This window comes from Megasphaera stantonii, from assembly GCF_003367905.1.
Classification (GTDB): Bacteria; Bacillota; Negativicutes; order Veillonellales; family Megasphaeraceae; genus Megasphaera; species Megasphaera stantonii.
On the sequence record NZ_CP029462.1, the window covers coordinates 1,752,941 to 1,779,675 of the forward strand.

A 26,735-nucleotide genomic window follows, 5' to 3' on the forward strand; every position below is an offset into this window, starting at 1 on the left:
ATATGGAACAACGAAGGATTATTCACGTAGAGGAACGGCTGCCCCTGCTGCCGACGATTCCTCTTAGCTTGCAGCATTTGTTTGCCATGTTCGGCTCGACGGTGCTCGTGCCGTTCCTGCTGCACGTAGATCCGGCGACGGCCCTGTTTATGAACGGCATCGGCACGCTCATTTACCTGACCATCTGCAAATGGCGGCTGCCGGCGTACCTAGGCTCGAGCTTTGCCTTTATCTCGCCAGTCTTGGCCGTCTGCGCCGTGCCGGGCATGTCCTACGGCGACGCCCAAGGGGGCTTCATCGTCTTTGGCCTGTCCTTTATCGTCATTGCGGCTCTCGTCGACAAAATCGGCACGAAGTGGATCGACGTCCTCTTCCCGCCGGCGGCGATGGGCTCTATCGTAGCCATCATCGGCCTGGAGCTGGCGCCCCTGGCTATGACCATGTCGGGCTATATAGGCGAAGCCCAGGGCATGTCCAACGAAACGGCTATGATTATCTCGACCTTTACGCTTATCGTTACGATTCTCACCAGCGTACTGGGCCGCGGATTTTTAGGCATCATTCCCATCCTGGTCGGCGTCGTCGCCGGCTATATCCTGTCGTATTTCATGGGCGTCGTCGACTTGAGCCACGTACAGGAAACACCGTGGTTTGCCTTCCCGACGTTTTACAAGCCGGAGTTTAACCTCAGCGCTATCATGATGATTATGCCGGCCCTGTTCGTCGTACTGGCCGAGCACCTGGGACACCTCTTCGTGACCAGCGACATCGTCAGCCGCGACCTCATCAAAGACCCGGGCCTGCACCGCTCCCTCTTTGCCGACGGCGTGTCCAACGTCCTGTCGGGCCTTCTCGGCTCGACGCCGAATACGACGTACGGCGAAAACATGGGCGTCATGGCCATTACAGGCGTATACAGCACCTGGGTTATCGGCGGTGCCGCCGTCTTCGCCATCATCTTTTCCTTTATCGGCAAGATAGCCGCCCTCATCCACGCCATTCCGACGCCGGTCATGGGCGGCGTGTGCATTCTCCTGTTCGGCTTCATTGCCGCGTCGGGCCTGCGCATGCTCGTCGAAAAGAAGGTCGACTACACCCGGTCAAAGAACCTCATCCTCACGGCTGTGACGATGATTTCCGGCCTCAGCGGCGCGACCATCGTCTTCGGCCCCGTCCAGCTCAAGGGCATGGGCCTCGCGACAGTCGTCGCCATGATACTGAGCCTCGTCTTCCTGCTCTTTGAACGGCTCCATTGGGCCAATAAAAATTAAAAAAATATGCAAAGGACCTGCTGCATGGGCGGCAGGTCTTTTATTATGGAAGACGGCGGGCTGCGGCCGCACGATATAGGACTGTTGAGATAAGGGAAACGTTAAAGAACATGACAAAATGATTTCTTTCTGACGATACGCAAGGGACTCGAAAGAGTCCTCTTTTTTCGTCTTCTATACAATGGGGAGGAAGGTGTGAAAAACGGGCTTGATAAATCGCGGCGGTCATAGTATTATCGGATTACGAAAATGATTCCTAATCCACTGTGCAATCGCAAAGGAGGGAGCGCTATGTTGCTTGCCGATGTATTATATAAAAAGGATTTAACCCGCGACGATTTAATTTACCTGCTCAGCCTGACCGACGCTGACGAGATGCAGGCCTTGTACGACCGGGCCTATGAGGTCAAGGCGGCCAACGTTGGCCGCGTCGTCTATTATCGCGGCCTCATTGAATTTTCCAACCGCTGCATCAAGAACTGTCTGTACTGCGGCATCCGGCGGGACAACGACGAGGTGGAGCGATTTGACACCGACCGGGACGATATCCTGGCGATGGCGAAATGGGCTTATGACAACCAGTACGGTTCTTTGACGCTTCAGTCGGGCGAACGGCAGGATGAGGCGTTCATCGATTACATCGAAGGGCTGGTGCGGGACATCAAAGCCTTGAGCCACGGCGAGCTGGGCATTACCCTCTGCGTTGGCGAGCAGGACGAGGCGGCCTACCGCCGCTGGTTTGAAGCCGGCGCGCACCGCTACCTGCTGCGCATCGAGACGAGCAATCCCGCATTATACGCCAAGCTTCATCCGCAGGACGGCCACCATCAATGGCAGGTTCGTAAGAACTGCCTCGACGTGCTGCGGGCCATTGGCTATCAGGTCGGCACCGGCGACATGAGCGGCCTGCCCGGCCAGACTATAGAAGATTTGGCCGACGACATATTGTTTTACCGCGACATGGATATCGACATGATCGGCATGGGGCCTTACGTCGTCCATCACAATACGCCTCTTGGCAAGGCCGTCGTAGCCCAGGGGCTTGATTCGGCCGAGGGGAAACGTCGCCGTCTTGAACTGGGCCTCAAGATGATCGCCGTGACGCGCCTGTTTTTGCCGGACGTCAACATCGCTTCGACGACGGCCCTGCAGGCCCTGCATCCCATGGGCCGCGAGCTGGGCCTTAAGGCCGGGGCCAACGTCCTCATGCCCATCGTGACGGTGCCGAAGTTCCGCTCTCAGTATTTGCTGTACGACAACAAGCCCTGCGTCGAAGACACGCCGGGCCAATGCAAGAACTGCCTGGCCGCCCGCGTCGCGTCGGTCGGCGATACCGTAGGGCTCGGCCAGTGGGGCGATTCGCCGCACTTTTTTCATAAGCAAAAGACGTAGGCATGCTAATTTCGCATACAGTTGCCAAAGCGCCTTTTCGTAGGTCATAATAGAAGTATAGCTTACGATGAAAGGCGGGATTTCTATGCAGTTGACAGAAGAGCAGCGAGATATACAGAGGATGGTGCGCAACTATGCGCAGGAAAAGATCGCGCCCTTGGCGAAGGAAATCGACGAGACGGGGCGGTTCCCGGCCGAGGCGATTCAGGGATTGGCCGACATGGGCATTATGGGGCTGAACATTCCCGAAGAATACGGCGGAGCCGGCATGGATGAAATCTGCAAGGTCGTCGCTATTGAAGAAGTGGCGAAATGCTGCGCCAGTACGGCGGAGATCTTGGCCGTTCACCTGCTGGTCAACGATATCATCGTCAAGCGCGGCACGGAAGAACAGAAGCGGGAGTTCTTGCCGGCTGCGGCCGAAGGGTGTTTGGGAGCCTTTGCCCTAACCGAAGCCGGAGCCGGTACAGATGCCGGCGGGCTGACGACTAAGGCAGTCTATGCAGACGGACACTATGTATTAAACGGCACGAAGTGCTTTATCAGCAATATGGGGCCTCATGAAGGGCATCACGTCGTAGTCATCGCCGTGACGGACAAGGAAAAGGGGACTCGCGGCGGCATGACGGCCTTTTTGATGAAGCGGGACACGTCGGGATTTTCATTGGGCAAGACGGAAGATAAGATGGGGATCCGCGGTGCCGCTGTGTCGGAGCTGATTTTTACGGACTGCGCTGTGCCGGAATCGTGCGTGCTGGGTCGTGTCGGCGACGGATTTAAGGTCGCTATGAGCGGCCTCGACGGCGGGCGCATCGGCATTGCTGCTCAATCCCTGGGCGTGGCCGAAGCGGCCATGGCCGGCGCTGTTAAATACGCAAAGGAACGGGTTCAATTCGGCAAGCCCATTGCGGCCAAGCAGGGCCTGCAGTGGTATCTGGCCGACATGGCGACGCGTCTGGAAGCGGCTCGTCTCCTCGTATACAACGCCGCGTCGGAACGGATGGCCGGCGGCGATATCAGCCAAGCGGCGGCGATGGCGAAATATTATGCCTCTGAAGCAGCCTGCTACATCTGCGATTTGTCCTTGCAGATACACGGCGGCTACGGCTACATGAAGGATTACGACATCGAACGCTTGTACCGCGACGCCCGCATCCTGCGCATTTACGAGGGGACGAGCGAAGTGCAGAAAATGGTCATTGCCAGACACGTGCTGCAGTAAGGCGCGAATTTGATACTATATACCCTCTTTGCTGGATGTCACGGCAAAGAGGGTATTTTGTCATGCCGGAATGACAAAATAGCCGCCTTCGGTGAAAGAGAAGGCGGCCTTTGTGGATTGAACGCAAGTATACCTTGCCAACGGGCTGGCAGTCATAGTATTATCAAACTAATTCCATTTCGGGAACATATAGCATAGATATGTATATACAAGGGGGATTCAGATGAACAGAGCAGATGCGGCAGAACAAATCGTCGCCGATTTAAGAGAACTGGCGGCGCTTACGTCAGACGAAGGCGGTGCCCAACGCCTGTCGTGGACGCCGGTGTGGCAGCAGGCGACGGAATGGTTTCGCCGCCATATGGAAGCGGCCGGAGCCGAAGTGTCAATGGATGCCGTCGGCAATATATGGGCGAAGTTTGCCGGTGAAAGTGAAGCGTCCGTCGTCGTAGGGAGCCATATTGACTCCGTACCGGACGGCGGCTGGCTGGACGGGGCCCTGGGTGTAGCGGCCGGCATGGGCTACGGCGCGTATTGCCTAGATGGAAAGAAGCCGAAGAAGACTTTGTATGTCGTCGGCTGGGTCGATGAGGAAGGTATGGCCTTCGGCAAGAGCTGCTTTGGGTCTGCCGTCGCCAGCGGTTCTATGACGGCCCAGTCGGCGGCGTCTCTGACAACGAAAGACGGGGAATCCTTCGCCGACGTGCTGCGAACGTGCGGATTGGACGGCGAGCGGATAGACGAGGCGAGGGCGGCCTTTGCAGCGCGGCAGGTCCAGGCCTATTTGGAACTGCACATCGAACAGGCGCCGCTGCTGGCGCAGAACAAGACGAGCGCTGCTTGCGTGTACGGCGTGTGCGGCTGCCACCGCGAGTACATTACGTTTACGGGACAGCAGAGCCATTGCGGTTCGCCTGTAGCGTTGCGGCGCGACGCCTTTTTAGCGGCTGCCGAAGCAACCGTTGATTTTAATAAAATAGCGTTGAAATACGGCGCGTACTGCACAGTCGGGCAAGTAGACGTCGCCCCCAATGTCGTGACCATTTCTCCCGGCCGCTGCCGCATTTCCTTGGATATCCGCTGCATCGACAAAGAAACGTTCCAGACGATGATAGACGAAGCCCGCGCCGCCTATGAAGGGCGGGCCAGGGAACACGGCGTAGCTGCAGCGCATGACGTCCTTTGGCACAAGGAGCCCGTATTGTTTGACGAAACGCTGAAAGAGCTGTGCCGTCGTGCCGTCCAGGAGGAAACGGGAAGGGACGCCGTCATGTATTCCGCTCCGCTCCACGACGCCGTAGAAATGGTCAAGGCCGCGCCGTCCATCATGATGTTCGTCATGTCGGACCCGGGTATTTCCCACTGCAAGGAAGAAGACACGCCGGAACCGGCTTTAAAAGAAGGCATCCGGGCCTTCCTGCGGCTCATCGAAGCCGTATTGGGAAGGTGAAATTTTCTTGACGGAAATTATAGATGTTTGCTATAATAATTCCGTTATGGAAAGGTGTCCGAGTGGTTTAAGGAGCTAGTCTTGAAAACTAGTGATGCGGCAACGCACCGTGGGTTCGAATCCCACCCTTTCCGCCAAGCAAACAACAGGGCTCGCCGGTTTTCGGCGGGCCCTGTTAGTTTACTAGTTTGAGCTGTTTTTTGGACAAGGGGTTTAAAAAAGGGGTTTATTTCATGAAAGACAGGCGCAGGAAGGCGTATTGGCAGCTTCCCTATGGCATAAAATCTGTCTGTGAGCGATTTCGTCCTGTCATAGCTGCGCCGTATGCGTCATCCTTGTGATACATTGAGCAGGGCGAAGGCGGACCAAATGGCCGTGATGATGATGTACAGGATAATCTGCGTTTTCGTGTAGTTGCGGCGCTGGCGATACAAGAGATACAAGCCGAGGGGCCAGCAGATGATGAGGGCAGCCCACAACATCCATTTTTTGTCATACCATTTCGTTTCCATACGTATATCCTCCTAATTTTTTGTTTTATAGGCAATAAAGCCGGCTTTGCGCAGTCCGAGGCTGCGTGTTTCGTCTGGAAGAAGGGCTCAGCGCGGCCGGCGGGAATCTATTTTGCCCGGAGAGTTTAGGTACAGCATAGAATACTTTTTTATCGCTGTCAATAACGGGGCGCGCTTATTCGTGCTCTTGAAAGCAGCGGCGGCGAGGCTGCGGCAACGCTGGCAGAGGGGCGCAAAGCGTTGAATTTTCGGCAGGGAATTGACAGTTTTTTTTCGTAAAAATATAATAGGAATGGAATAGCTGGAAAGCTGCAGGCGGCGTGTCTGCGGCGAAACATATATCGTATGGAGAGAAGTAAGGAGGTTCGTTATGTCGAGATTCCATGAGGAAGAAATTACCTGTCCCCAGTGCGGCAAAACCAGCCGGTTTAAGGTATGGGACAGCGTGAATACACAGACCGATGAAGAAATGAAGGACGCGGTGCGGTCGCTGGAAGCATTTACCATGCATTGTCCGCACTGCGGATACGAGCACGTCGTCAGCTATAATTTCTTGTATCATGATATGGATGGAGCTGTTATGATCTATCATGCTGCCGACGAAACGGGAGAGGAAACGGCGCGTCAGGCTTTTAAGCAAGCTATGGCGGTACTGCACGACGCGGCGCATTACGTCTGCCGCATCGTCCATTCCTTCGACGAAATGCTGGAAAAGCTCCGCATCGCTGACGCCGGTCTGGACGACCGCATTATCGCGTTGCTGAAGCTGCTGGCTGAACGGCAGGTGGAAGCCCAGTATCCCGAGTTTCATACGACGGGCTGTTATTTTATCCGGGACGAAGAGGGCAAGTTTATTATCCACCTCATTGACGATGGCACGAACGAAGCGCTGAACGTCGATTACGAAGCCAGCTTCGCTGAATTGTACGAAACGCTGCGGAACGAATTCAGCAAGGAATTGGAAGAACAGGCGAAGGACGTGCCGGTCATCGATAAGGACTGGGCCATTGCGTTTTTAGATACCGTTATGAAATAAACCGCTGTGAAGGGCAGCGGACATATCAAAGCTCGCGGGGCCATGCTTCCGCGGGCTTTTGCTGTAGCTGCAGGCAGGGCACGCAGGCTGCCCCGGGGGGAAGAGAAATGAGGGGGAATGGCCCTATTTACTTGCGAAGTGGCAAATATGTGTTATATAATTAAGGATATATGTAGGTTTTTAATTAGATGATTGTTTTTACCAAAGAAAAGGGGCTGTGATATGTATCACATAAGTGTTTTGACGGGACGTCAGGACGAAGATGATTTTGGAGAGCGGTTGCGGGATATTGCCCGCGTCGAATACTGCCCGGAAGCCGACGAAGACGTCATGGCTGACCGGCTGGAAGACGCCGACGTGATTATCTGCAAATCGGAACGGATTTCCGGCTCGCTTTTGGACCGGCTCGACGACTTGAAGCTCATCGTCATTTTATCGACGCGGTATGACAACGTCGATTTGGATGGGGCTGCCCGCAACGGCGTTCTCGTCGTCAATAACATGTCGTACTGCGTCGACGATATTGCCGACCATACGTGCGCTATGATATTGGCGCTGATTCGGCAGCTGCCGGAATACTTGACGGACATCAACGTCAACAGCCGCTGGGAATACGGCTCCGTGGCCTGGCCTATCCACCGCGTGAGCAGCAACCTCATCGGCCTCGTCGGCTTCGGCCATATCGGACGGGCCGTCGCGTCGCGCATGCAGGCCTTCGGCTGCAGCATTCAGGCGTACGACCCGTTTGTCAGTGAAGACATCATGAACGCGCATCATGTCCGTCCTGTCGATATGGACCAGCTGCTGGAGACGAGCGACGTCGTATCGCTCCATATGCCGCTGAATGAAACGACGCGGTATATTTTCCAGGATGAACAGTTCGAGCAGATGAAGCAGGGCGCTATGTTCGTCAACTGCTGCCGCGGCGGCCTGGCCGACGAAGCGGCGCTGTACCATGCCGTCGACGACGGGCATATCCGCAGCGCGGCGCTGGACGTCTTGTCTATGGAGCATCCCAGTCCGATGCTGCTTAAAATGATCGCCCGGCCGGAATTCCTGCTGACGCCTAACGTCAGCTTCCATTCGGTCGAAGCCGATAAGCAGGTCCGCGACGACGCCGAGACATATATCCGCCGGTTCTTCGAAGGGCGGCGGGACGAACTGCCGATCGTCGTAAAAGATACATATTAACATCGTGCATACAAGCGGCGTATCGGCGCAAGGGCGCCGGCGCGCCGCAGGATAAACCGACATACGAAGGGGGCTTTATGTCTTGCGCATTTGGAAATTCGCCGCAATGGCATGTCTTTGCTGCGCCCTGTTAGGGGGCTGCGGCCCGTCTTCCGACACGAAGACGGCAGCCGAGTCCGCCGCGCCGGCAGCGCAGCAGGAACAAGTGGAAATGGCCGTTCCCGAAAAAGGGATTCCGGTCCTCATGTATCATATGATAGGCGACGTGCCTGATAACGACGCCGTCCTGCTGGAATCGCACTTCCGCGAGCAGATGCAGTTTTTAAAGGACAACGGGTTCCATCCCATTACGCTGCAGCAGCTCCATGAATACATGACGGAAGGGAAGGCCGTCCCTGTAAAACCTGTCGTGCTGACCTTTGACGACGGGTATCCCGACACGTATTCCATCGTCATGCCCATCATGAAGGAATTCGGATTTCCCTGCACCGTATTCATCCCGACGTATGACGCCGACCAGGGTACGCGCCTGACATGGCAGCAGATCCAGGAAATGAAAGACGCAGGCATTACTATCGCTTCGCACAGCTACCGTCATGAACGCCTGACCGAGCTTTCGGCGGCAGCCGTCGAAGAAGACGTGCAAAAGAGCCAGGCAGAGCTGAAGCAGCGCCTGGGTATCGACAACGAATTTTTCTGCTATCCCTATGGCCGGGTCAACGAGGCCGTCGAAGACGTCATGAAAAAGCACGGCATCAAGCTGGCCGTCACCATGAATCCGGGATGGGCGAAGCGCGGCGACAATCCCTATGCCGTCAACCGCATCTGGATTGGCAACGCCGTCGATATAGGAAACTTTGAGCAGCGCGTTACGACAGAGCAGTACGAAGAACGATAACGCCGGGTCTATCTTTACATTTCTGAGGTAACTATGAAGAAACATTTCAAAGATATTTGCAAATTTTTAATAGTATTGCTGGTCTTTTTCGGCGTGACGTCGCCTGTCGTCGTACTGTTCGGCCCCTTTGACAACATCAAGCGGACCGTCGTCGGCGCGATTTTAAAGAGCCGCCATCCCCAGTACATTACGTGGCTTTTTTCTCAGGAAGAAATCGATAAAATACTGGGCGGCATCAGCACGGCGCCGAAGCAGGAGCTGTTTACGTTTACGGCCCGTACCGACTCCACCTTGAATTTGAAGCAGATCGAATCGAGCCGCTTCAAGGGCTTTTTGCTGGAAATCCCCGACCCGAAGCGCATCGAAGTGGCGACGGCGGAAAACATGGATGAGAAAGGCGACACGACGAGCGGCATCGCCAAGCGGCACGACGCCGTGGCGGCTATCAATGCCGGCGGTTTCTATGATGCCAACGGCACCGGCACGGGCCGCAGCCCGTACGGCTTTATCATCCATGACGGGCGATTCCTCCTGGGGCAGAATTCCCTCGACGTAGAAGTAAACGAGTTCGTCGGCTTCAATGAAGATGGAAACCTCATCGCCGGCACGTACAGCAAGGGCGAAATCATCGAAATGGGCGCGAAAGAAGGCATCTCCTTCGGCCCGGCCCTCATCGTCAACGGCGAAAAGATGATTACTGACGGCGACGGCGGCTGGGGCGTCGGCCCCCGTACGGCTATCGGCCAGCGCAAAGACGGCACGGTGCTGTTCCTGGTCATCGACGGCCGTCAGCCCGGCTATTCTGTCGGCGCGACGCTTCGGGACCTGCAGAATATCCTTTATGAAGAAGGCGCGGTCATCGCGGCTAATTTGGACGGAGGCTCCAGCTCGACGCTGTACCTCAACGGCAATGTAGTGAACAAACCGGCGGACTTGCTGGGCGAACGCATGATTCCGACGGCATTTATCGTCAAATAGGAGGTATGTATGAACACGAAACGAGTTCTCTTAGCCTTCGTTGTCGGCATTGCCGTCCAGGCAGGCGTATATTTATATTTGGACAGGGTGCTCTTTGCGCCGGCTTCGGATTTCCAGATCGCCGGCACGAACCAGCAGGAAGCCCTGGGCTTCGGCGTAGAGCCGAACGGCCAGTCCTATTATTCCTTTGACAAGCGGTTTATGGCGACTATTGTCGACGACCAGGTGTCGATTTACGAAGCCGGTAAGAAGGGCGAGCCGCAGCGCATCAACCTGCACGGCAAGAAGGTATCCTTCTTCGAATGGCTGCCGGACCGCAATCTGGCTATCTTCGCTACTTACGGCTACGATAACGAGTCGGGCAATTACGAAGTCCACATCGCCCAGTACGACCCGGTATATCCCGAACGGGAGCTGGACACGCCTATCGAAGATGCGCCGGAAGACAGCAAGATCGTCGACGTAGCCTACTCGACGGCGACGAACGTCGTATACATGAAGCTGGAAGTGGCTCCCGAACGGTACCGCATCTACCGTACCGACGCCAACTACGACACGCGGCGCATCCACGTCCAGGCTGAAAACATCGGCCGCATCGCCGTATTCTACGACGAAGACATCTTCTTCTACGATAACCTGCGCACCGGCGTCGTCTACATGTTCGAAGGTGCGACGAGCAGCTGGCGGGAAATCTCGCCGGTCGGCAAGTACCGCCTCGTCGGCATCGACGGCCAGGATATTTACGTCGCCGAGCTGAACCGCGACGACAAGGTCATTGCGGCATACCGCGGCCGCCTGCGCCAAGGCTTCACGAAGATAGCGACATATAAAACGCCGGAAGACTTTTCCAAGCTGACCCTCAACAGCATGCTGGAAGCGTCGGATAAGATGGAAAGCTCCGGCGATACAAACAAGTAAGGTGATACGATGGCAAAGCATAAAATCCCCAAGAACCGGTCTCTCGAAGACATGTTCAAGGGCGTAAAAGAAGAAATAACCTTTGAAACGGCCGATTGGGACGACGAACCGGCGGCAAAGCCCCGCGTCGTTCAGAAACCGGCAAAAAAGCAGACGGCGTCGGATTTCCGCAAGCAGTTCTTCACGGACGACTTGCAGGAAAAGGTCGGCTCCCTGCTGTTGGAAATCAAGATGGCCTACTATAAAGACGGCGTCGGAGATATTTCCCTGGAAGTCGTCAAGGACGGCCGCAACGTCGTCATCAAGACGGGGCCGAAGACAAGTAAGAAGACTCGCTGAGTCTGTATTGGGGGACGCTGGGCGTTCCCCTTTTTTTCATGAAGCCGCCCGGCAGGAGGGACTATGGTTACGAGAGAAGACATGATGCGCCGCTATCCGAACTGCGGCGTCATCGAAGAAGAATTTGAAAACTCCAAATGGTTTTCCGTATTCATGCAGCTCGTCTTCACCTTGGTCGGTATGTATTTCTTCTGGCTCATGCTCGGTGAAGCGACGCTGGCGGCACGCCTGGACAACATCGCCGTCCTGCTGTTCTGCCTGTGGCGCATCCACAGACAGCGCGACGTCGTCTGCTTCGTCACCGACAAGGGCCTCATCGTGCGCCGCCAGTTCATGTCTCTCCGGGAATTTTGCGACGAGCAGATTCACGAAGAGCGCAGCTTCGTCTTCCTCCCTTACAAGGATATTTTTCTCATCTCCGACAACTGGCAGGAAATCGAGCTGGGCAAGGCCGAAGAAGGGGGTATCGCCGTGCTGCCGGTCCACATGCAGTTCTTGTCCAGGAAAAACAAGCAGCGCATCATCGACCGCATCAAGGAATGGCAGGAGACGCACGACGACGAATCGTAGGGCACAAGAAGAGAAAGACGAGCGTAAAAAAGAGATTTGAAGAGGATAAGAGCAAAATAAAGGGGATTCATGAAAAAATTCCATCATTTTGAATAGCGAAAACTCTTTATTATTTTAACGAAATAAAGTAAAATAAGGACTGTATTTAGAACTGTGTAAGATATGAAGGGGAGATTCAAGATGATGTGGAAACGGTTGGCAGTCGTAGGGGCGGCTGCACTTGTAGCAATGAATATAGTCGGCTGCGGCAGCGAGGGGTCTAAGGATAGCGCCGCAGCGGAACGAAATAAAATCGTCATCGGGCTGGACGACAACTTCCCGCCCTTCGGCTTTCACGACGAAAAAGGCGAGCTCGTAGGTTTCGACATCGACATGGCGAAGGAAGCGGCGAAGCGCCTGGGCATGGAAGTCGAATTCAAGTCCGTCGACTGGGACAGCAAGGAAACGGAGCTGACGAGCAAGCGCATCGACGCTATCTGGAACGGCTTGTCCATCACGCCGGAACGAGAAAAGAACATTCTCTTCTCCCGGCCCTATCAGAATGGCCCGCAGATCCTGTTAGTCCGCGGCGATTCGCCTATTCAGGGCAAGGCCGACCTGGCCGGCAAGATCGTCGGCACCCAGCAGAGCAGCACGGGCCTCGAAGCGATCAACGCTGAGCCGGAGCTGCGCGATTCCTTTAAGGAACTGAAGCAGTATTCGGACAACGTCACGTCCTTCATGGATTTGGAAGTCGGCCGCATCGACGCCGTAGTCGTAGCCTTGACGACGGCAGCATACTTCAAGCAGCAGAACAACGCCGATTTCCGCATTATCGACGTGGGCTATCCCAGCATTCCCTGCGGCGTCGGCATGCGCAAGGACGATACGGAGCTGAAGGCAAAGCTGGACAAGGTATTGGAAGACATGCACAACGACGGCACGTCTAAGAAGATTTCGGAAAAATGGTTTGGCATGGACGTATCCATGTAGGAGGTATGGAAAATGGACGTAAAAAAATTAGCAGCTGTAGGAATGGCAGCGGTAGCGGCAATGACGATGCTGGCCGGCTGCGGCGGTGAAGAAAAGACGGCTGATAAGCTGCCTGATAAAATCGTCATCGGTCTCGACGACAATTTCCCGCCTATGGGCTTCCGCGATGACAGCGGCAATATCGTAGGCTTTGACATCGACCTGGCTACGGAAGCAGGCAAGCGTATGGGTATTCCCGTCGAGTTCAAGCCTATCGACTGGGACAGCAAGGAAGCGGCCTTGAAGAGCAAGCAGGTCGACATGCTCTGGAACGGGTTGACTATTACGGAAGAACGGGCCAAGCAGATCGCCTTCTCCAAGCCGTATCTGGACAACGCCCAGATCCTCGTCGTCCGGGCCGATTCGCCCATTGCCGACCGGGCGGGCCTGTCGGGCAAGATCATCGGCACCCAGGAAGGTAGCAGCTCTATCGATGCCTTGGAAAAACAGCCGGAATTTAAAAACTCCCTTCAGGAAGTCAAACGGTACGGCGATTTCGTCGCCGCCTTCATGGACTTGGAACTGGAACGCATCGACGGTATCCTCGTGGACAGCGTCGTAGGCCGCTACTACATGAGCAAGAAGCCGGGACAGTTCAAGGTCATCGACAACAAGATGGGCGACGAACAGTACGGCATCGGCATGCGCCAGGAAGACAAAATGCTTCAGGACAAGCTCAACGAAACCTTGAAGCAGATGAGCGCCGACGGCACCATGACCAAGATTTCCCAGAAATGGTTCGGCGAAGACATTACGATCAAAGTAGAATAATCACGAAGGGCCCAGCAGGTGATAGCATGCAGAGGGCGAGGGGCGGCGGCTCCGCGCTTTCTGCGCCTATCACCTTATGTGCGTCTTTACGGCCCTTGTAAGCGAGGAGACACCATGGAGTATTTATTGAATATTGTCCCGGCTATTGCCGGAGGGTTGGAAATCACCCTGCAGATTTTTGTCATTACTATCGTACTGAGCCTGCCCCTTGGCATTCTCATGTCTATTGCCCGCATTTCGCGCATTATGCCCCTGCGGAAATTCATGGGCGCCTATATTTACGTCATGCGCGGCACGCCGCTCATGCTCCAGATCTTATTCATTTATTACGGCCTGCCTTTTATTATCGAAGGCCTGCGCCTGCCCGATTTCCCGGCGGCTATCATCGCCTTCGTATTCAACTACGCGGCGTACTTTGCGGAAATTTTCCGCGGCGGTATCCAGTCTATCGACAAGGGCCAGTACGAAGGGGCTAAGGTTCTCGGCATGACCTACGTCCAGACCATGCGGCGCATTATCCTGCCCCAGGTCGTCAAACGCGTCCTGCCGCCGGTGGCTAACGAAACGATCAACCTCCTGAAGGATACGTCCCTGGTCTACATCCTGGCCATGAACGACATCCTGCGCATTACGCGCTCCATCGTACAGCGCGACTTCGACACGACGGCCTTCGTCGTCGCCGCCGTGTTCTACCTGTTCTTTACCTTTATTCTGACAAAGGTATTCACCTATCTGGAAAAACGCTACGCCGTATACGACGAATAAAGGAGGAAACGACACGATGAGTTTTATTGAAATGGATCATATACGCAAGCAATTTGGCAATCTGGAAGTCTTAAAGGACGTGACGCTCCACGTCGACGAAGGAGAAGTCGTCTCGATCATCGGCCCGTCGGGCAGCGGCAAGAGTACCTTCCTGCGCTGCCTGTGCCAGCTCGAAACCATCGACGGCGGCACGATTACCGTCGACGGCGACGTCATGGTCAGCCAGCCCGAAGGCAGCCGCCGTTCCGTCTACGCCCCGCCGGCCCAGGTGCGGGCTATCTGCCGCCGCATGGGCATGTGCTTCCAGCACTTCAACCTCTTTCCTCATATGACCGTCCTCGACAACATCCTTGAAGCGCCGCGCATCGTCAAGGGCATGAAGACCGAAGACATCATGCCGACGGCGGAAGAGCTGCTGAAAAAGGTCGGCCTGTGGGAGAAACGGGACGAATACCCGTCGCGCCTGTCCGGCGGCCAGCAGCAGCGCGTAGCCATCGCCCGCGCCTTGGCTATGAATCCGGACATCATGCTGTTCGATGAACCGACGTCGGCTCTCGACCCGGAACTGACAGGCGAAGTCCTGCGGACGATCAAGCAGCTGGCCGACGAAGAAATGACTATGATTATCGTCACTCATGAAATGGCCTTTGCGAAAGAAGTGGCCGATCGGGTCATTTTCATGGCTGACGGTCTTATCCAGGAAGAAGGCACGCCCCAGCAAGTCTTCGAAAACCCGCAAAACGAACGGACGAAAAGCTTTCTCAAATCCATGCTGCGCTTCTAATGGAATATACCGGCACAGGTACTTTTGCCTGTGCCGTTTATTTTGCGTTGCACAGTCGATTATACATGCCCTTGATGCTGAACATAACCTCTATGATAGAAATATATATGATTTTTATGAAAAAGAGTATCTTTTTTCGTTAAAATAGTGTAAAATAGTCATAGTGGCATATAGCGTTTCTCCTGACATAATAGGTTGCTTTCGCAGACACCATTATGTCAAGATAAGCGCTATATGCCGTTTTTTATATTGGACATCCTGACTCAGGCATTTGCAGTCCTTGAAATATGATAAAAAACATCTTATTTATAGAAGAGAGGTACTCATGAATACACGAAAGCTTCAACGGACTATTTTTTTAGGATTGGCGATGAGTATGTGGGGACATGCCGGCGCAGCGGCAGAGACCATTCAGCTTAAGGAATCCATGAACAATGCATATATTGCGGCCCATCATACGCATCGATATGATGGAGAAGCCGTGAGCATTGATCCTACAGATAAAACAAAGCCAGCGATTGAGCTGAAATATGAAAAGGAAGTGGAAATCCACGCTGATTCGTCAATTCGTCTTGATGGTCATACCGGTATCAAGACGGATCATTCGGATATCCTGCTGCAAGCCGGTAGCAATACAGATATTACAGCTGTAAGTGAGGATAGAGACGATGCTTATGGAATGTATAACGCTGTTGGCCATATAGATGTCATGGGAACCAACAACTCCATTACTGCAAAAAGTACTGGTAATTCCCGAGGAATCGGTATTTCCTCAGGGGGAATCGGTGATGCTGATAACTGGGAGGCAGAGATTTCTTTGCAGGCTCAAGGTGAAAACCGCATTGCAGCCGATACCATTGGCATTGAATTCGGCATGGGCAGTACCATTACGTTATCAGGCAGCCATAATATTGTACAGGCTGGCCAGATAGGCTTGTATTCCTGGTGGGGCGGATGGCGCGGTGATGAATCGGTTCTCGTTGTCAATGGAGAAAATAGTGACATTATGGCTGGCAATGACGGCGGCGACGCTTTTGGCGTACAGTTTGAACGGGCGCATCTCGTCCTTGACGGGACATCTCCGAGGCTGGTGTTGTCAGCGGCGAGCACGACGGGCAGTGCGACGGGAATATACCTGCTGGATTCGACGATGACGTCCCGCCTTTCGGATGTAGCCATTGCTGCGTCGACAGACACGGCTGCCGACGCAGCCGGCATACGGACAGACAAGGGAAGCCGTGATAAGGCCGTGGCTGTTACAGCCAAAGGTATGACGATTCTCAGCCGTGCTGGCGTGCAGGGGAGGGCTATGGGAATCGAATCGACTGCCGGTGTGGCTGCTGTGCAGGCTGATAAGCTGTATATTCAGACGATGACTTCTGGTGAGGAATCTCTGGGCATAGGGCTGGAAGCGACGACAGGAAACATAGCCGTACAGGCCGGAACTGTACAGATACAAAATGAATCCTCCTATGCCGGCCGCACGATAGGGATTCACGCGGAAAAGACGAATGATTCATCGGGGACGGTGACGGTACAAGCGCAGACGATTGCCGTGCAGACTGCTGACGGCAGCGGTACTGCGATACAGGCGGCAGCAGGCGGCGTTGTCCAGTTGGAGGCACAGGAAAGAGATGACTACGGCATCCGGCTGGAAGGGGCTGTTGCAGGACGCGGCAGCGCTTCGATTCGTCTGGAAAGCCAGGGCGGAACGGTTATTTCTTCTCGGGCAGCTGTGCAGGGAACGAATGGAGAACTATATCATAATGCCGTCTTTGCTGACGGGCAGGCTGCTGTGTCTATCGCGGCTGAACGGGGACGCAATGTGATACAAAGTATGGGCACGGCGCAGCAGCGTACTGTCTGGGCGGCAGACGGCGGCACTATTGCTGTTCGCGGGACGACCAGCATTCAACCAGGAGATGTACAGGCAGAAGCCATCGCTGCCGGTGATGAGACAGCAGCCGCCGGAACGGTACGGAGCCGTGTCGATATGGCTTATGGTGACGGCAGCGCTGTTGCAGGACAGATAACGGCAATGGCCGGCGGCGACGTGACCCTTGCTTCGCTGTCCGGTACGGAGAGCGTGCAGATAGACGGCAATGTGGCTGCAACGCGCGGCGGGACAGCAACGCTTCGCCTTGACGGACACAGTACATGGACCGGCAGGGCGGATACCCATGGAGCAGCAGCCGATAAAGGAGTGATTCACCTTGTGCTGGGAGATAACGCGGTGTGGCACGTACAAGGACAGAGCCGGCTGTCTTCTTTGCAAGGAAGAGGTACGGTAGATATGGCGTCCCACACGGGTAAGCATAATGAATCCTATGCCTTGCATGTGGACCGCCTGGAAGGAAACCATGCCTTTGTTATGAATTTGAACCGTAACGACCATGCGCACAGTGATATGTTGTATATTGATGACAGTACATCGGCCGGTACGCAGACCGTTCAGTTTGGAACGATTACCGGCATGGAAGACATGACCGATGGAAAAACGATTCGCTTTGCTACGGTCAATGCCAAACCGGAAACGCTGACCTTTGACAGCTCCGAGTACCCGACACTGCGCCATGTACGCATACGCGACAAAGGCATTATGGATGCAGCTTTCAGCATTGGCTATGAAGCCTTTTCTGCTGGCAGCAGCGACAATATTGGCTATAACGGCGCAGAGGCTTCGGCAGATAAACCAGGCGAAGCCTACGTAGAATCCGTATATTCTGAAGGAACGAATTGGTTTGTCCGGCGAGAAATGCAGGACGATGTCCTGTCTGACGCTGGAAAGACGATTATCGCCATGTCCCGTATTAACTACTCCAACGCTATCTATATGGATAGACTGAACAAGCGCATGGGCGAAGCGCGGTACATCGACGGCGATGAAGGGCTCTGGGTGCGCATGCGTCATGACCGCATCGGCAAGTCCGACGCCTTCCGCAGCATGAATACCATGATGGAACTGGGCTACGATACGCGGGTGAACGACCGGGAAGACGGAGAACACCGTCAGGGCGTGGCCATCGACTACATGCGCGGCACGGCGGACTACAAGAACGTAGCCGGTGAAGGCGACGTACGGCGCGGCGGCATCTGGTTCTACGATACGTGGCTGGGCAATAAGGGCCATTACACGGACTACGTCTTGAAGTTCGGCAGATTGTCCAATGATTTCGAGCTGTACACGAGAACCCTCGGCGAAAAAGTCACCGGCGACTACAGCAACTTCGTTTACTCGGCCAGCGCCGAATACGGCCGCAAGAAAGACCTGGGCAACAACTGGTACATCGAGCCTCAGGCTCAGATCCAGTACGCTCATGTCACTGACGCGGACTACACGACGAGCCAGGATACGCACGTCCAGCTCGACGCCATCGACAGCTTGATTGGCCGCGTCGGCTTCCGCCTCGGCAAGGATATGGGCGAAAACAATACCTTCTATGTGAAGGCCGACGTGCTCCATGAATTCCTGGGTGATCAGGACATCAGCGCCTTCGACGACACAGGCCGCCTCGATACGACGTACGAAAACGAAGGCACATGGTATGACGTAGGCCTCGGCTTCTCCCATCAGTTCAGCAAAGGGACGTACATGTTCCTCGACGTGGAAAAGACCTTCGGCAATGACAATGAAGATACATACCAGTTCAACGTCGGCATGAACTGGAAGGTTTAAGGTCGGCTATGGAACGGGAAGCAGTCTGCCCGGTCTGCGGAAAGACGTTTGTGGCAGACCGGTCGACGCAGCGATATTGCAGCGCCGCCTGCCGGCGCTACGCCTACCGCCATCGGGACGAAGCACCGCCGTCTCAGAGGGCCGTTGGAAAGACGCTGCGATCCTTTCGCTGCATCCGCTGCGGCAAGCAGGTCGTCGTGACCCAGGGGGCGGACAAGCGGAGAAAATTCTGCTCGCCCCACTGCGAGCGGCTGTACTGGAAGCATTCCAAAAACGTGGAGTCCCAGCCCGTACAGCATAGCTTCTGCTGCCGGAACTGCGGCGTCCTCGTGGAAATACGGGACGCCAAGGACAGGCGGACGGCCTTCTGCAGCGCCGATTGCCGCAAGCAATGGTTTTCCTTACATAGAAACAGATAATATACGACAAGAGCCGGCCCATCCATGCGATGACCGGCTCTTGCCATTTATGAAATATACTTGACGCTGGGAGCGCCATCCAGTACAATAAAGGTGAAAAAACAAGGTGCTGCGCCGACAAACGGTTAACCCAAAATATTTTATGGCAACAAAAATAGTCGCATTAGTTGGTAGCTAAAGGGGCGGCTATTTTTGTTTATGCGAAATGAGATAGAACAATACTATCAGCAGCACTAGAGTAGTATTGATAGAATCCATACGCATCACCCCGCTTTCGGGGCATGATTACCGCCTGCCGTTTGGTGTACGCAGCACCTCTTGGGATAGCGTACAGGAAAGAGTGGGCCGTGTCAAGAGACGGATAAATCATATGTTTGCTGAATCGGCATATGCCTTGACGGCTCGGAAGGGGTATGCTATGATGAACATGAAAACGAGGTGCTGCGCCGACAAACGGTTAGCCCCTCTAGTTAACGAACAAAGATAGTCGCCAAGTAGAAGTGGAGCTCTAATGGGCGGCTATTTTTGTTTGTGCGAAATGAGATAGAACAATACTATCAGCAGCACTAGAGTAGTATTGATAGAATCCATACGCATCACCCCGCTTCCGGGGCGCAATTACCGCCTGCCGTTTGGTGTACGCAGCACCTCTTGGGATAGCGTACAGGAAAGAGTGGGCCGTGTCAAGAGACAGATAAACCATATGTTTGCTGAATCGGCATATGCCTTGACGGCTCGGAAGGGGTATGCTATGATGAACATGAAAACGAGGTGTTGCGCCGACAAACGGTCAGCCCCTATATGTTAAGCAACAAAGATAGTCGCAACAGTTGGGCGCTGGCGGCTATTTTTGTTTATGCGATATAAGATAGAACAATACTATTAGCAGCACTAAGGTAGTATTGATAGAATCCATACGCATCACCCCGCTTCCGGGGCACGATTACCGCCTGACGTTTGGTGTACGCAGCACCTCTTGGTATGGTGTACAGGATGGACTGCACCGTGTCAATGAAAGACAGACCGTATGTTTGCTGAATTGATATACAATACGCACGAATAAAAGGAGCCTCTGTCAGAGAGACTCCTTTTTTGCTGTGTACAGATATTATTCGTTCGGCGTCAGGGCCTTGCCCGGTTTGACGAAGATCCAGGCGACGATGGCTACGATGCCGAAGAGAGACGTGGCGATGAAGGCGTCGTTCCAGCCGTAGTTGGTGACGAAGTAGGCTGTGACGATGGGGGCGAGGACGCCGCCGATGTTGCCCCAGAGGTTCATCCAGCCCGATACGGAGCCGGTGTATTTGCCGCCCAGGGAGATAACCGTGGCCCAGCTGGCGCTCATGGAGAAGCCTAATGCGCCGAGAGAGACGGTCATCCAGAAGATGTTCATTTCGGCACTCGGCGTATGTGCGGCGACGTACAGGCCGATAGAGGTGACGGCGACGCCGGCCATAGCCGTGAAGGTACGCATGGTGTACTGCCGTTCGCTGTTTTTGCCGTTGGCCATTTTATCGGAAATATAACCGGCGACGAAGACCATGGCCATGAGGGCGATCCACGGGAAGGAAGCCCAGATGCCCATAGCTTTCAGGGACAGGTTGTGCACTTCCGTCAGGTACAGGGGCAGCCAGGCCAGGAAGACGTACATGATGTAGTCGACGACCATGAACTGAATGCCGACGGCCCAGAACTGGGACGAGCGGAGGAATTTGCTCCACGGGGCGACGCTTTTCTTTTCACTGGCAGCGGCGCGGCCTTCGGTGATATGAGCGTATTCGGCTTCGTTGACGTAGGGGCTGTGAGCCGGGTTATCGTGGGCGTATTTGTGCCATACCCAGGCCAGGACGATGCCGACGAGGCCGAAGATGATGAATACGGCATGCCAGCCCATGGCGGCCATGAGGGCGACCGTAATGGCCGGGCCGACGACGGGGCCGAAGAAGGTGCCCATGAGGATGGACGAGCTGGCCTTGCCCTTTTCACGGGTATTGAACCAGCTGAAGGTCGCTGCTCCCAAGGCCGGGAAGACCGGGCCTTCGCCCATGCCGAAGAGCAGGCGGACGGCGGCGAAGCTGACCTTGCCTTTGGCAAAGGCTGTCAGAGCCGTGAAGATAGACCACCAGAGAATGGCCAGGGCGCCGGTGCGGCGCAGGCCCAGCTTTTCGGCGAGCATGCCGCCGGGAACCTGCATGAGTGCGTAGCCTGCGAAGAAACACGTCTGAATGAAGCCCATATCAATTTTTGTAAAACCGAATTCTTGCATGATGACAGGTGTCGCTACGGATAAATTGACGCGGTCCATGTAAGCTACAAAGCTGATTAAAAAGATAAGAAAGGCGATTTTCCAGCGGAAATTCGTCCTTGCCGGCGCAGCTGCCGCGGCGGTTTGTTGTCTTTCCATTGCATTTTCCATACGATACTCCCCCTTGATAGATCATTTCCTCAAACTGCCATGTATACGAAAAGCCCCTGCCGTCTCGACGATGGAGACGGCAGGGGCGAAGGCTCGCGGTACCACCCTGCTTTATCACTTAGGGCCCGAAGGCTGTCCTTAACGCTGACATACGGCTGCGCCTCCCGTGCAGGACGCTCGGCGCGGCAGCTCGCAGGCGATGTCGAAGTAGGTCTGTTTCTGGTCCGGCTCTCACCGCTGCCGGATTCTCTGTAGGAAAGGGAAACCTGTTCTTTACCTGGTCATGGCCTGTATAGGCTCCGCATATATGCGGGGCGTTTTGAGGTGTTGAACTTATTATCCATGGATACAGGTCGTTTGTCAAGAGGATTTTTTAGGGATTTACCGGGTTAAACGTTATAATATTTGAGTTAAACGTTAAAATTTTTAAGCTTTATTCGTAGCGCAGGGCTTCGATGGGGTCGAGGCGAGCCGCTTTGCGGGCCGGGTAAATGCCGAAGAACAGGCCGATGCCGACGGAAAAGCCAAAGGAAATGACGATAGGAGCGGCTGTGATGACCGTCGTAAACAGGCCGAGCTCGGCGATGCCCATAGCCAGGCCGACGCCGCAGGCAACGCCTAAGAGGCCGCCGATGACGCCGATGACGACTGACTCGATGAGAAACTGCATCATGATGTTGCGGAAGGTCGCGCCAAGGGCCTTGCGGATGCCGATTTCCCGCGTCCGTTCCGTGACGGATACCATCATGATGTTCATGATGCCGATGCCGCCGACGATGAGGGAAATGGCGGCGATGCTGCCGAGGAACAAGGTAAGCATCGTCGTCGTGTCGTTCATCGTTTCCATGAGGCTGGTCAGATTGCGGACGGTGAAGTCGTCTTCTTTATCGCCGACGATGTGATGGCGCTGGCGGAGGAGAGATTCGACCTGGCCCTGTACGTATTCGATGCGGTCGGCGCTCGATACCTGGATGTTGATGGAGCGGATGTACGTAATGCCCATGAGGCGTTCCTGAGCCGTCGTCAGAGGGATGATGACGATGTCGTCCTGGTCGCTGCCCATAGACGACTGGCCCTTGCTTTCGAGGACGCCGACGACCTTATAGGGCTGGCCGTTGATGCGGATGTTCTTGCCGACGGGGTTCTGGGCGTCGAAGAGGTTGGCGGCGACGGTCGTGCCGATGACGGCGATGCGGTTGCGCGAGTTGACGTCAGCCTGAGTGATGAACGAGCCCGTCGATACGGACAGGTCGCGGATCTGCAGGTATTCCGGCGTGACGCCGTAGACCGACGAGTTCCAGTTCTGGTTGCCGTTGACGATCTGGTACGAGCTGTTGACCGTCGGCGATACGTAGTCGATGTTCTTTATCTTTTTCTTAATGGCTTCGGCGTCTTCCAGCTTCAGACGCTGGCTGGAGCCGGCTGCCGAACGGACGCCGCCCTGGTTCGTCGAGCCCGGCGTGACGATGAGCATGTTGCTGCCCAGGCTGGCGATAGAGTCGGTGACGTTCTGGCGGACGCCCATGCCGATGGAAATCATAGCGATGACGGCGCCGACGCCGATGATGATGCCCAGCATGGTGAGGATGGAGCGGAGCTTGTTGGACAGGAGGGCCGTAATGGCGATCTGCACGCTTTCTTTAAACAACATCCATGACGACCCCCTTTCCTTCGTCCCGCGTAATCAGGCCGTCGCACATGAGGAGCTGGCGGCTGGCGCAGGCGGCGATTTCCGGCTCGTGGGTGACGAGGATGACCGTCTTATGGTCTTCGTGGAGGGATTCGAAAATCGCCATGATTTCCTTTGTCGACTTCGTGTCGAGGTTCCCCGTCGGTTCGTCGGCCATGATGATGCTCGGCTCGTTGACCAGTGCCCTGGCAATGGCTACGCGCTGGCGCTGGCCGCCGGACAGCTCGTTGGGCTTGTGGTGGGCCCACGTAGCCAGTCCTACGGCTTCGAGCTTTTTCATAGCCCGCTGGGTCCGTTCCTTATGGCCGACGCCGGCGTAGACTAAGGGCAGGGCGACATTTTCCAGCGCTGTAATGCGCGACAGGAGGTTAAAGTTCTGGAAGACGAAGCCGATGCGCTGGTTCCGTGTGACGGCCAGCTCGTCGTCGCTCAGGTGGGCAACTTCCTTGCCGCTGAGCTTGTACGACCCTTCCGTGGGCCTGTCGAGGCAGCCGAGGATATTCATGAGCGTCGATTTCCCTGAGCCGGACGGGCCCATAAGGGCGGCGAATTCGCCTTTCTTGATGGTTAGGGTAATGCCGGCCAGAGCAGCGAAGTCCTCTCCGCCGATATGATATATTTTTTTAATATCTTTTAATTCGATTACGTTTTCCATAGGTTTCTCCCTTGCGAGGATGCTACATGCGAGGCGGCGGTCCTTGACGCTGGTTTTTATTCTGGGAGCTCGTCGCCTTGGCGGCCGTGTAGGTAATGGAAATCTTGTCGCCTACGTCGAGGCCCGACAGGATTTCTACGAATTCATCGCTGTAAATGCCTGTCGTAACCGGTACCTGTTCGGTATGGCCGGCGCTGTTGACGCGCAGGACATAGGAACCCTTGTCATTGGTCTTGAGGGCTGCGATGGGGACGACCATGGCGTTTTCCTTTTCCGACGTATTGATGTCTACGCGGGCCGTCATGCCGATGCGCAGCTCGTCGTTCGGGTCGTCTACGTCAAGGGTGACGTAGTAATAAATGACGCTGCCCGACGAAGACGAGGACGATGTGGTGCTGGACGTGCCCGTTGTGTTCCACGTATTGCTCGTGTCGGTCTGGGAAATCTTTGATACGCGGGCCGTAAAGGTCTTATCCATATAGGTGTCGACGGTGAAGGTCGCCGTCTGGCCTACCTGGATCTGGCCGATATCCGTTTCGTCGATTTTGGCTAAAATCTGCTTCTGCGACGTGTCGGCAATGTACATGATGACCGTCGGGTTGTTGTTGCCTTGTACGGCCATGGTGCCGACGCTCTTCGGTTCGCCGACGACGATGCCGTCCATCGGGGCGGTGATGACCGTTTCGGCTACGTCCGATTCGGCTTCGTTGAGCTGGCTGACAGCTGTATCGTAGTTGAATTCGGCGTTGTCCAGGGCCTGCTTCGTATCGGCTCCGACTGCGTACAGCTCCTTGGCACGGTTATATTCTCGCAGCGTATTGGTAACGCGGAACTGGGCCTGGTCGCGCTGGGCCTGATAGTCCTTGCCGTCGAGGATAGCGACGGTCTGGCCGGCTGTGACATGGTCATTTTCCTTGACCAGTATCTGACTGATACGGGCCGTAATTTTCGGCGATACTTCAACGGAATTAACCGGCTTGATCGTACCTGTCGCCGAGACTGTAGACTTCAAGTTCATGCGGACGACTTTTGCCGTTTCTACTGCCGCGGCCTGAGCTTCGGCCTGCTTGGTCTGATAGTATTGGTAGCCGCCGAACGCGCAGGCTGCGATGACGACGGCGGCGACAGCCATTTTTACCTTCTTGTTGATATTCATAGTAAATCTCCCCTGCGAATTCATTTTCTTGCTTATACAAAGTATATCATGACAGTAAAGAAAATAAGAGGCAAAATGACGATTTTAGTCGAAACTGTAACAATTCGCCTAAAATTGTAGGGAAATTGCTATAAAAGAAGGGGAATTTGCCAAGAAACGGCGGCTGCAAAGGGGACGCTGTTTTTAGATTTACATTGACAACGTATATCAATATAAACTTGTTATTCTAAGACGTAAAAAACGAAGCGATGCGCCCGTTGGATAAGAAACACGCCGCCCTGAGATAGGACGGCGTCGATTGATAGAATTTATTTTTCCGGTAAGGGCGAGTAGTGGATGTGGACGATTTTCCAGCTGGTATCCTCACGAACTAAAAACTGCGATTCCCGTCCCTGTGTATGGACGGCAGAGCCGTCTTCGCGGGCTGTAGCATAAAAATCCCATTCGAATTCAAGGACAGCCGTGTCGCCGTACTGGGCGCAGCGCAGGTGCTTGGGGACTAACTCGCGTTTAGAAAAGCGGGCCTCCATCGTATCCCGGTAAAAATGCTGCACGACCTCGGAAAAGGAATGCTCGTAGCCCGACGGGTGAATAAAGGATACGGCGCCGTCCTGCTTCCAAAGGGATTTGGCCAGGGCCATATCGCAGGTATTCACAGAACGGGCGTAGGCTTGGACGAATGCTTCCATATCTTGCGTAAACGTAGGGTTTTCCATGACGATTCCTCCTTACAGACAATGTTGTTGTTACGGGAACATTGTACTATAGGAAGCGCCTGTTGGCAATGAATCGTAGATAGTAGTCTGAATGGACAAATGGCTCGTGATTATAGATAAAAGATACCGATAAATATTCTACAAAAGAATTAATAATTAGCAAAAATAATTCCAAAAAAGCATTGACTAAGAGCCCGATTTGATTTATAGTATGGTCAGCAGGCGAGATGAAACGGTGATGCCTGCAGGGAGGGATGCTATGATGAAGCGATTTTCTTTTGACCAGATGATCAATGTCATGGTACCGCTGCCGTTCAGCGGAGAAGCAAACGGCGAAGGCATTTACTGCCGCGGCGAAGATTTAGCCGCTTCTATCGGAGCGCAGCCTGTGCGCGACGGAGAACCGGTTCGCCAGATGGAAAGCCGTCAGTTTGATTTGACCGGCGTCTTTTGCCAGTACTGCTTTAACTAATTATGCTGCTTGTCCATACCATTTTTATCACATAAATCTTTCTATACTCTCTTTCGCGCCCTCGCCTCGTGCGGGGGCGTCTCCTTTTTCGGAACCCCCGGCGGCTGCCGGCCTTATGCCTGCTGTCCGCCGGGGTTCTTTCTTAGTCGTCTATGTCGATGCGTTCGCTTTTGAAGATAACCGGCCGCGTTTTGTCGCTGCATCAGGTAATTCTTATCTTCTCGTTATTAACCTGCCGCGTATGATAGAGCCGCCCTGCAAGGCTGCGCAGGCGCAGCGGCTGACGCAGTCCCACGCTTCGGAACAGAATTTGCCGTCCAGCATGTGCCAGAAATCGCCGAGTTCGTCGTTTCGTTCTAACACAAAGGTGTCGCCGGCCTTAAGCAGGGGCAGGGAGCGGAGTTTCGGTACAGGCTATGGCGGCAAG

At 54.7% G+C, this 26,735-nt stretch carries 25 protein-coding genes and 1 tRNA gene; 19 read left to right on the forward strand and 7 right to left on the reverse strand.

Annotated elements, in window-relative coordinates:
* Positions 1–2 precede the first annotated feature (2 nt).
* The 5 genes from uraA (at position 3) to DKB62_RS08185 (ending at position 5,472) form a co-directional block, all read left to right on the forward strand.
* Complete coding sequence (uraA, locus tag DKB62_RS08165) at positions 3–1,271, forward strand: uracil permease (RefSeq protein ID WP_107195438.1); 1,269 nt, start codon at positions 3–5, stop codon at positions 1,269–1,271.
* A 291-nt stretch (positions 1,272–1,562) separates the two neighbouring features.
* Positions 1,563–2,663: a [FeFe] hydrogenase H-cluster radical SAM maturase HydE gene (gene hydE / locus DKB62_RS08170; protein WP_107195437.1), complete on the forward strand. Its 1,101-nt coding sequence runs from the start codon at positions 1,563–1,565 to the stop codon at positions 2,661–2,663.
* An 85-nt stretch (positions 2,664–2,748) separates the two neighbouring features.
* The gene (locus DKB62_RS08175; protein ID WP_232818734.1) at positions 2,749–3,885 is read left to right on the forward strand and encodes an acyl-CoA dehydrogenase family protein; all 1,137 of its coding nucleotides are present in this window, start codon (positions 2,749–2,751) and stop codon (positions 3,883–3,885) included.
* A gap of 223 nt (positions 3,886–4,108) precedes the next feature.
* Positions 4,109–5,335 (forward strand): Zn-dependent hydrolase, encoded by a 1,227-nt coding sequence (locus DKB62_RS08180; RefSeq protein ID WP_107195436.1) that lies wholly within the window; start codon positions 4,109–4,111, stop codon positions 5,333–5,335.
* A gap of 48 nt (positions 5,336–5,383) precedes the next feature.
* Positions 5,384–5,472: transfer RNA gene (locus DKB62_RS08185), tRNA-Ser, on the forward strand.
* Positions 5,473–5,664: 192 nt separating this feature from the next.
* On the opposite strand, the gene DKB62_RS08190 is transcribed toward DKB62_RS08185, so the two are convergent.
* Positions 5,665–5,847, reverse strand: a complete 183-nt coding sequence (locus DKB62_RS08190; RefSeq protein WP_087477931.1) for a hypothetical protein — start codon at positions 5,845–5,847, stop codon at positions 5,665–5,667.
* Positions 5,848–6,217: 370 nt separating this feature from the next.
* On the opposite strand from DKB62_RS08190, the gene DKB62_RS08195 reads away from it, so the two are divergent.
* The 13 genes from DKB62_RS08195 (at position 6,218) to DKB62_RS08255 (ending at position 19,203) form a co-directional block, all read left to right on the forward strand.
* Positions 6,218–6,883 (forward strand): CpXC domain-containing protein, encoded by a 666-nt coding sequence (locus DKB62_RS08195; RefSeq protein WP_107195435.1) that lies wholly within the window; start codon positions 6,218–6,220, stop codon positions 6,881–6,883.
* Positions 6,884–7,105: 222 nt separating this feature from the next.
* A complete protein-coding gene (locus DKB62_RS08200) occupies positions 7,106–8,074 on the forward strand; it encodes a C-terminal binding protein (protein ID WP_087477933.1) in 969 nt (322 codons plus the stop codon).
* A gap of 82 nt (positions 8,075–8,156) precedes the next feature.
* On the forward strand, positions 8,157–8,972 hold the full coding sequence (locus DKB62_RS08205; RefSeq protein ID WP_107195434.1) for a polysaccharide deacetylase family protein: 816 nt from the start codon (positions 8,157–8,159) through the stop codon (positions 8,970–8,972).
* Between the two features lie 33 nt (positions 8,973–9,005).
* Positions 9,006–9,950: a phosphodiester glycosidase family protein gene (locus DKB62_RS08210; protein ID WP_107195433.1), complete on the forward strand. Its 945-nt coding sequence runs from the start codon at positions 9,006–9,008 to the stop codon at positions 9,948–9,950.
* A gap of 9 nt (positions 9,951–9,959) precedes the next feature.
* A complete protein-coding gene (locus tag DKB62_RS08215) occupies positions 9,960–10,868 on the forward strand; it encodes a hypothetical protein (RefSeq protein ID WP_107195432.1) in 909 nt (302 codons plus the stop codon).
* A 9-nt stretch (positions 10,869–10,877) separates the two neighbouring features.
* Positions 10,878–11,207, forward strand: a complete 330-nt coding sequence (locus DKB62_RS08220) for a hypothetical protein (protein ID WP_095629317.1) — start codon at positions 10,878–10,880, stop codon at positions 11,205–11,207.
* Positions 11,208–11,270: 63 nt separating this feature from the next.
* The gene (locus tag DKB62_RS08225) at positions 11,271–11,777 is read left to right on the forward strand and encodes a hypothetical protein (RefSeq protein WP_107195431.1); all 507 of its coding nucleotides are present in this window, start codon (positions 11,271–11,273) and stop codon (positions 11,775–11,777) included.
* Positions 11,778–11,957: 180 nt separating this feature from the next.
* Complete coding sequence (locus DKB62_RS08230; protein ID WP_087477939.1) at positions 11,958–12,749, forward strand: amino acid ABC transporter substrate-binding protein; 792 nt, start codon at positions 11,958–11,960, stop codon at positions 12,747–12,749.
* A 12-nt stretch (positions 12,750–12,761) separates the two neighbouring features.
* Positions 12,762–13,559, forward strand: coding sequence for an amino acid ABC transporter substrate-binding protein (locus DKB62_RS08235; RefSeq protein ID WP_107195430.1), 798 nt, complete (start codon positions 12,762–12,764; stop codon positions 13,557–13,559).
* A gap of 114 nt (positions 13,560–13,673) precedes the next feature.
* A complete protein-coding gene (locus DKB62_RS08240; protein ID WP_107195429.1) occupies positions 13,674–14,324 on the forward strand; it encodes an amino acid ABC transporter permease in 651 nt (216 codons plus the stop codon).
* A 16-nt stretch (positions 14,325–14,340) separates the two neighbouring features.
* Positions 14,341–15,108 (forward strand): amino acid ABC transporter ATP-binding protein, encoded by a 768-nt coding sequence (locus DKB62_RS08245; protein WP_107195428.1) that lies wholly within the window; start codon positions 14,341–14,343, stop codon positions 15,106–15,108.
* Between the two features lie 325 nt (positions 15,109–15,433).
* Complete coding sequence (locus tag DKB62_RS08250; protein ID WP_107195427.1) at positions 15,434–18,784, forward strand: autotransporter outer membrane beta-barrel domain-containing protein; 3,351 nt, start codon at positions 15,434–15,436, stop codon at positions 18,782–18,784.
* 8 nt (positions 18,785–18,792) lie between these two features.
* Entirely contained in the window at positions 18,793–19,203 is a 411-nt protein-coding gene (locus DKB62_RS08255; protein WP_107195426.1) for a hypothetical protein, read from the forward strand.
* Between the two features lie 1,108 nt (positions 19,204–20,311).
* On the opposite strand, the gene DKB62_RS08260 is transcribed toward DKB62_RS08255, so the two are convergent.
* The 5 genes from DKB62_RS08260 to DKB62_RS08280 form a co-directional block, all read right to left on the reverse strand.
* Positions 20,312–21,619, reverse strand: coding sequence for an MFS transporter (locus tag DKB62_RS08260; protein WP_087477946.1), 1,308 nt, complete (start codon positions 21,617–21,619; stop codon positions 20,312–20,314).
* A gap of 433 nt (positions 21,620–22,052) precedes the next feature.
* A complete protein-coding gene (locus DKB62_RS08265; RefSeq protein ID WP_087477947.1) occupies positions 22,053–23,270 on the reverse strand; it encodes an ABC transporter permease in 1,218 nt (405 codons plus the stop codon).
* Complete coding sequence (locus DKB62_RS08270) at positions 23,260–23,964, reverse strand: ABC transporter ATP-binding protein (protein WP_107195425.1); 705 nt, start codon at positions 23,962–23,964, stop codon at positions 23,260–23,262. Before DKB62_RS08270 ends, DKB62_RS08265 begins: the two co-directional genes overlap by 11 nt.
* A gap of 22 nt (positions 23,965–23,986) precedes the next feature.
* Positions 23,987–25,120 (reverse strand): efflux RND transporter periplasmic adaptor subunit, encoded by a 1,134-nt coding sequence (locus DKB62_RS08275; RefSeq protein ID WP_087477949.1) that lies wholly within the window; start codon positions 25,118–25,120, stop codon positions 23,987–23,989.
* Positions 25,121–25,428: 308 nt separating this feature from the next.
* Positions 25,429–25,836, reverse strand: coding sequence for a YybH family protein (locus DKB62_RS08280; protein ID WP_107195424.1), 408 nt, complete (start codon positions 25,834–25,836; stop codon positions 25,429–25,431).
* Positions 25,837–26,095: 259 nt separating this feature from the next.
* Between DKB62_RS08280 and DKB62_RS08285 the strand changes: the two genes are divergently transcribed.
* Positions 26,096–26,308, forward strand: coding sequence for a hypothetical protein (locus DKB62_RS08285; RefSeq protein ID WP_087477951.1), 213 nt, complete (start codon positions 26,096–26,098; stop codon positions 26,306–26,308).
* 213 nt (positions 26,309–26,521) lie between these two features.
* On the opposite strand, the gene DKB62_RS12695 is transcribed toward DKB62_RS08285, so the two are convergent.
* Positions 26,522–26,671, reverse strand: coding sequence for a hypothetical protein (locus tag DKB62_RS12695; RefSeq protein WP_198643445.1), 150 nt, complete (start codon positions 26,669–26,671; stop codon positions 26,522–26,524).
* Between the last annotated feature and the right edge of the window lie 64 nt (positions 26,672–26,735).

Excerpts from the sequence above, each read along its gene's own strand:
- uraA (WP_107195438.1), top strand. The coding sequence starts at position 3 with ATGGAACAACGAAGGATTATTCACGTAGAGGAACGGCTGCCCCTGCTG.
- hydE (WP_107195437.1), top strand. The coding sequence starts at position 1,563 with ATGTTGCTTGCCGATGTATTATATAAAAAGGATTTAACCCGCGACGAT.
- DKB62_RS08175 (WP_232818734.1), top strand. The coding sequence starts at position 2,749 with ATGCAGTTGACAGAAGAGCAGCGAGATATACAGAGGATGGTGCGCAAC.
- DKB62_RS08180 (WP_107195436.1), top strand. The coding sequence starts at position 4,109 with ATGAACAGAGCAGATGCGGCAGAACAAATCGTCGCCGATTTAAGAGAA.
- DKB62_RS08190 (WP_087477931.1), bottom strand. The coding sequence starts at position 5,847 with ATGGAAACGAAATGGTATGACAAAAAATGGATGTTGTGGGCTGCCCTC.
- DKB62_RS08195 (WP_107195435.1), top strand. The coding sequence starts at position 6,218 with ATGTCGAGATTCCATGAGGAAGAAATTACCTGTCCCCAGTGCGGCAAA.
- DKB62_RS08200 (WP_087477933.1), top strand. The coding sequence starts at position 7,106 with ATGTATCACATAAGTGTTTTGACGGGACGTCAGGACGAAGATGATTTT.
- DKB62_RS08210 (WP_107195433.1), top strand. The coding sequence starts at position 9,006 with ATGAAGAAACATTTCAAAGATATTTGCAAATTTTTAATAGTATTGCTG.
- DKB62_RS08215 (WP_107195432.1), top strand. The coding sequence starts at position 9,960 with ATGAACACGAAACGAGTTCTCTTAGCCTTCGTTGTCGGCATTGCCGTC.
- DKB62_RS08220 (WP_095629317.1), top strand. The coding sequence starts at position 10,878 with ATGGCAAAGCATAAAATCCCCAAGAACCGGTCTCTCGAAGACATGTTC.
- DKB62_RS08225 (WP_107195431.1), top strand. The coding sequence starts at position 11,271 with ATGGTTACGAGAGAAGACATGATGCGCCGCTATCCGAACTGCGGCGTC.
- DKB62_RS08230 (WP_087477939.1), top strand. The coding sequence starts at position 11,958 with ATGATGTGGAAACGGTTGGCAGTCGTAGGGGCGGCTGCACTTGTAGCA.
- DKB62_RS08235 (WP_107195430.1), top strand. The coding sequence starts at position 12,762 with ATGGACGTAAAAAAATTAGCAGCTGTAGGAATGGCAGCGGTAGCGGCA.
- DKB62_RS08240 (WP_107195429.1), top strand. The coding sequence starts at position 13,674 with ATGGAGTATTTATTGAATATTGTCCCGGCTATTGCCGGAGGGTTGGAA.
- DKB62_RS08245 (WP_107195428.1), top strand. The coding sequence starts at position 14,341 with ATGAGTTTTATTGAAATGGATCATATACGCAAGCAATTTGGCAATCTG.
- DKB62_RS08250 (WP_107195427.1), top strand. The coding sequence starts at position 15,434 with ATGAATACACGAAAGCTTCAACGGACTATTTTTTTAGGATTGGCGATG.
- DKB62_RS08255 (WP_107195426.1), top strand. The coding sequence starts at position 18,793 with ATGGAACGGGAAGCAGTCTGCCCGGTCTGCGGAAAGACGTTTGTGGCA.
- DKB62_RS08260 (WP_087477946.1), bottom strand. The coding sequence starts at position 21,619 with ATGGAAAATGCAATGGAAAGACAACAAACCGCCGCGGCAGCTGCGCCG.
- DKB62_RS08265 (WP_087477947.1), bottom strand. The coding sequence starts at position 23,270 with ATGTTGTTTAAAGAAAGCGTGCAGATCGCCATTACGGCCCTCCTGTCC.
- DKB62_RS08270 (WP_107195425.1), bottom strand. The coding sequence starts at position 23,964 with ATGGAAAACGTAATCGAATTAAAAGATATTAAAAAAATATATCATATC.
- DKB62_RS08275 (WP_087477949.1), bottom strand. The coding sequence starts at position 25,120 with ATGAATATCAACAAGAAGGTAAAAATGGCTGTCGCCGCCGTCGTCATC.
- DKB62_RS08280 (WP_107195424.1), bottom strand. The coding sequence starts at position 25,836 with ATGGAAAACCCTACGTTTACGCAAGATATGGAAGCATTCGTCCAAGCC.
- DKB62_RS08285 (WP_087477951.1), top strand. The coding sequence starts at position 26,096 with ATGATGAAGCGATTTTCTTTTGACCAGATGATCAATGTCATGGTACCG.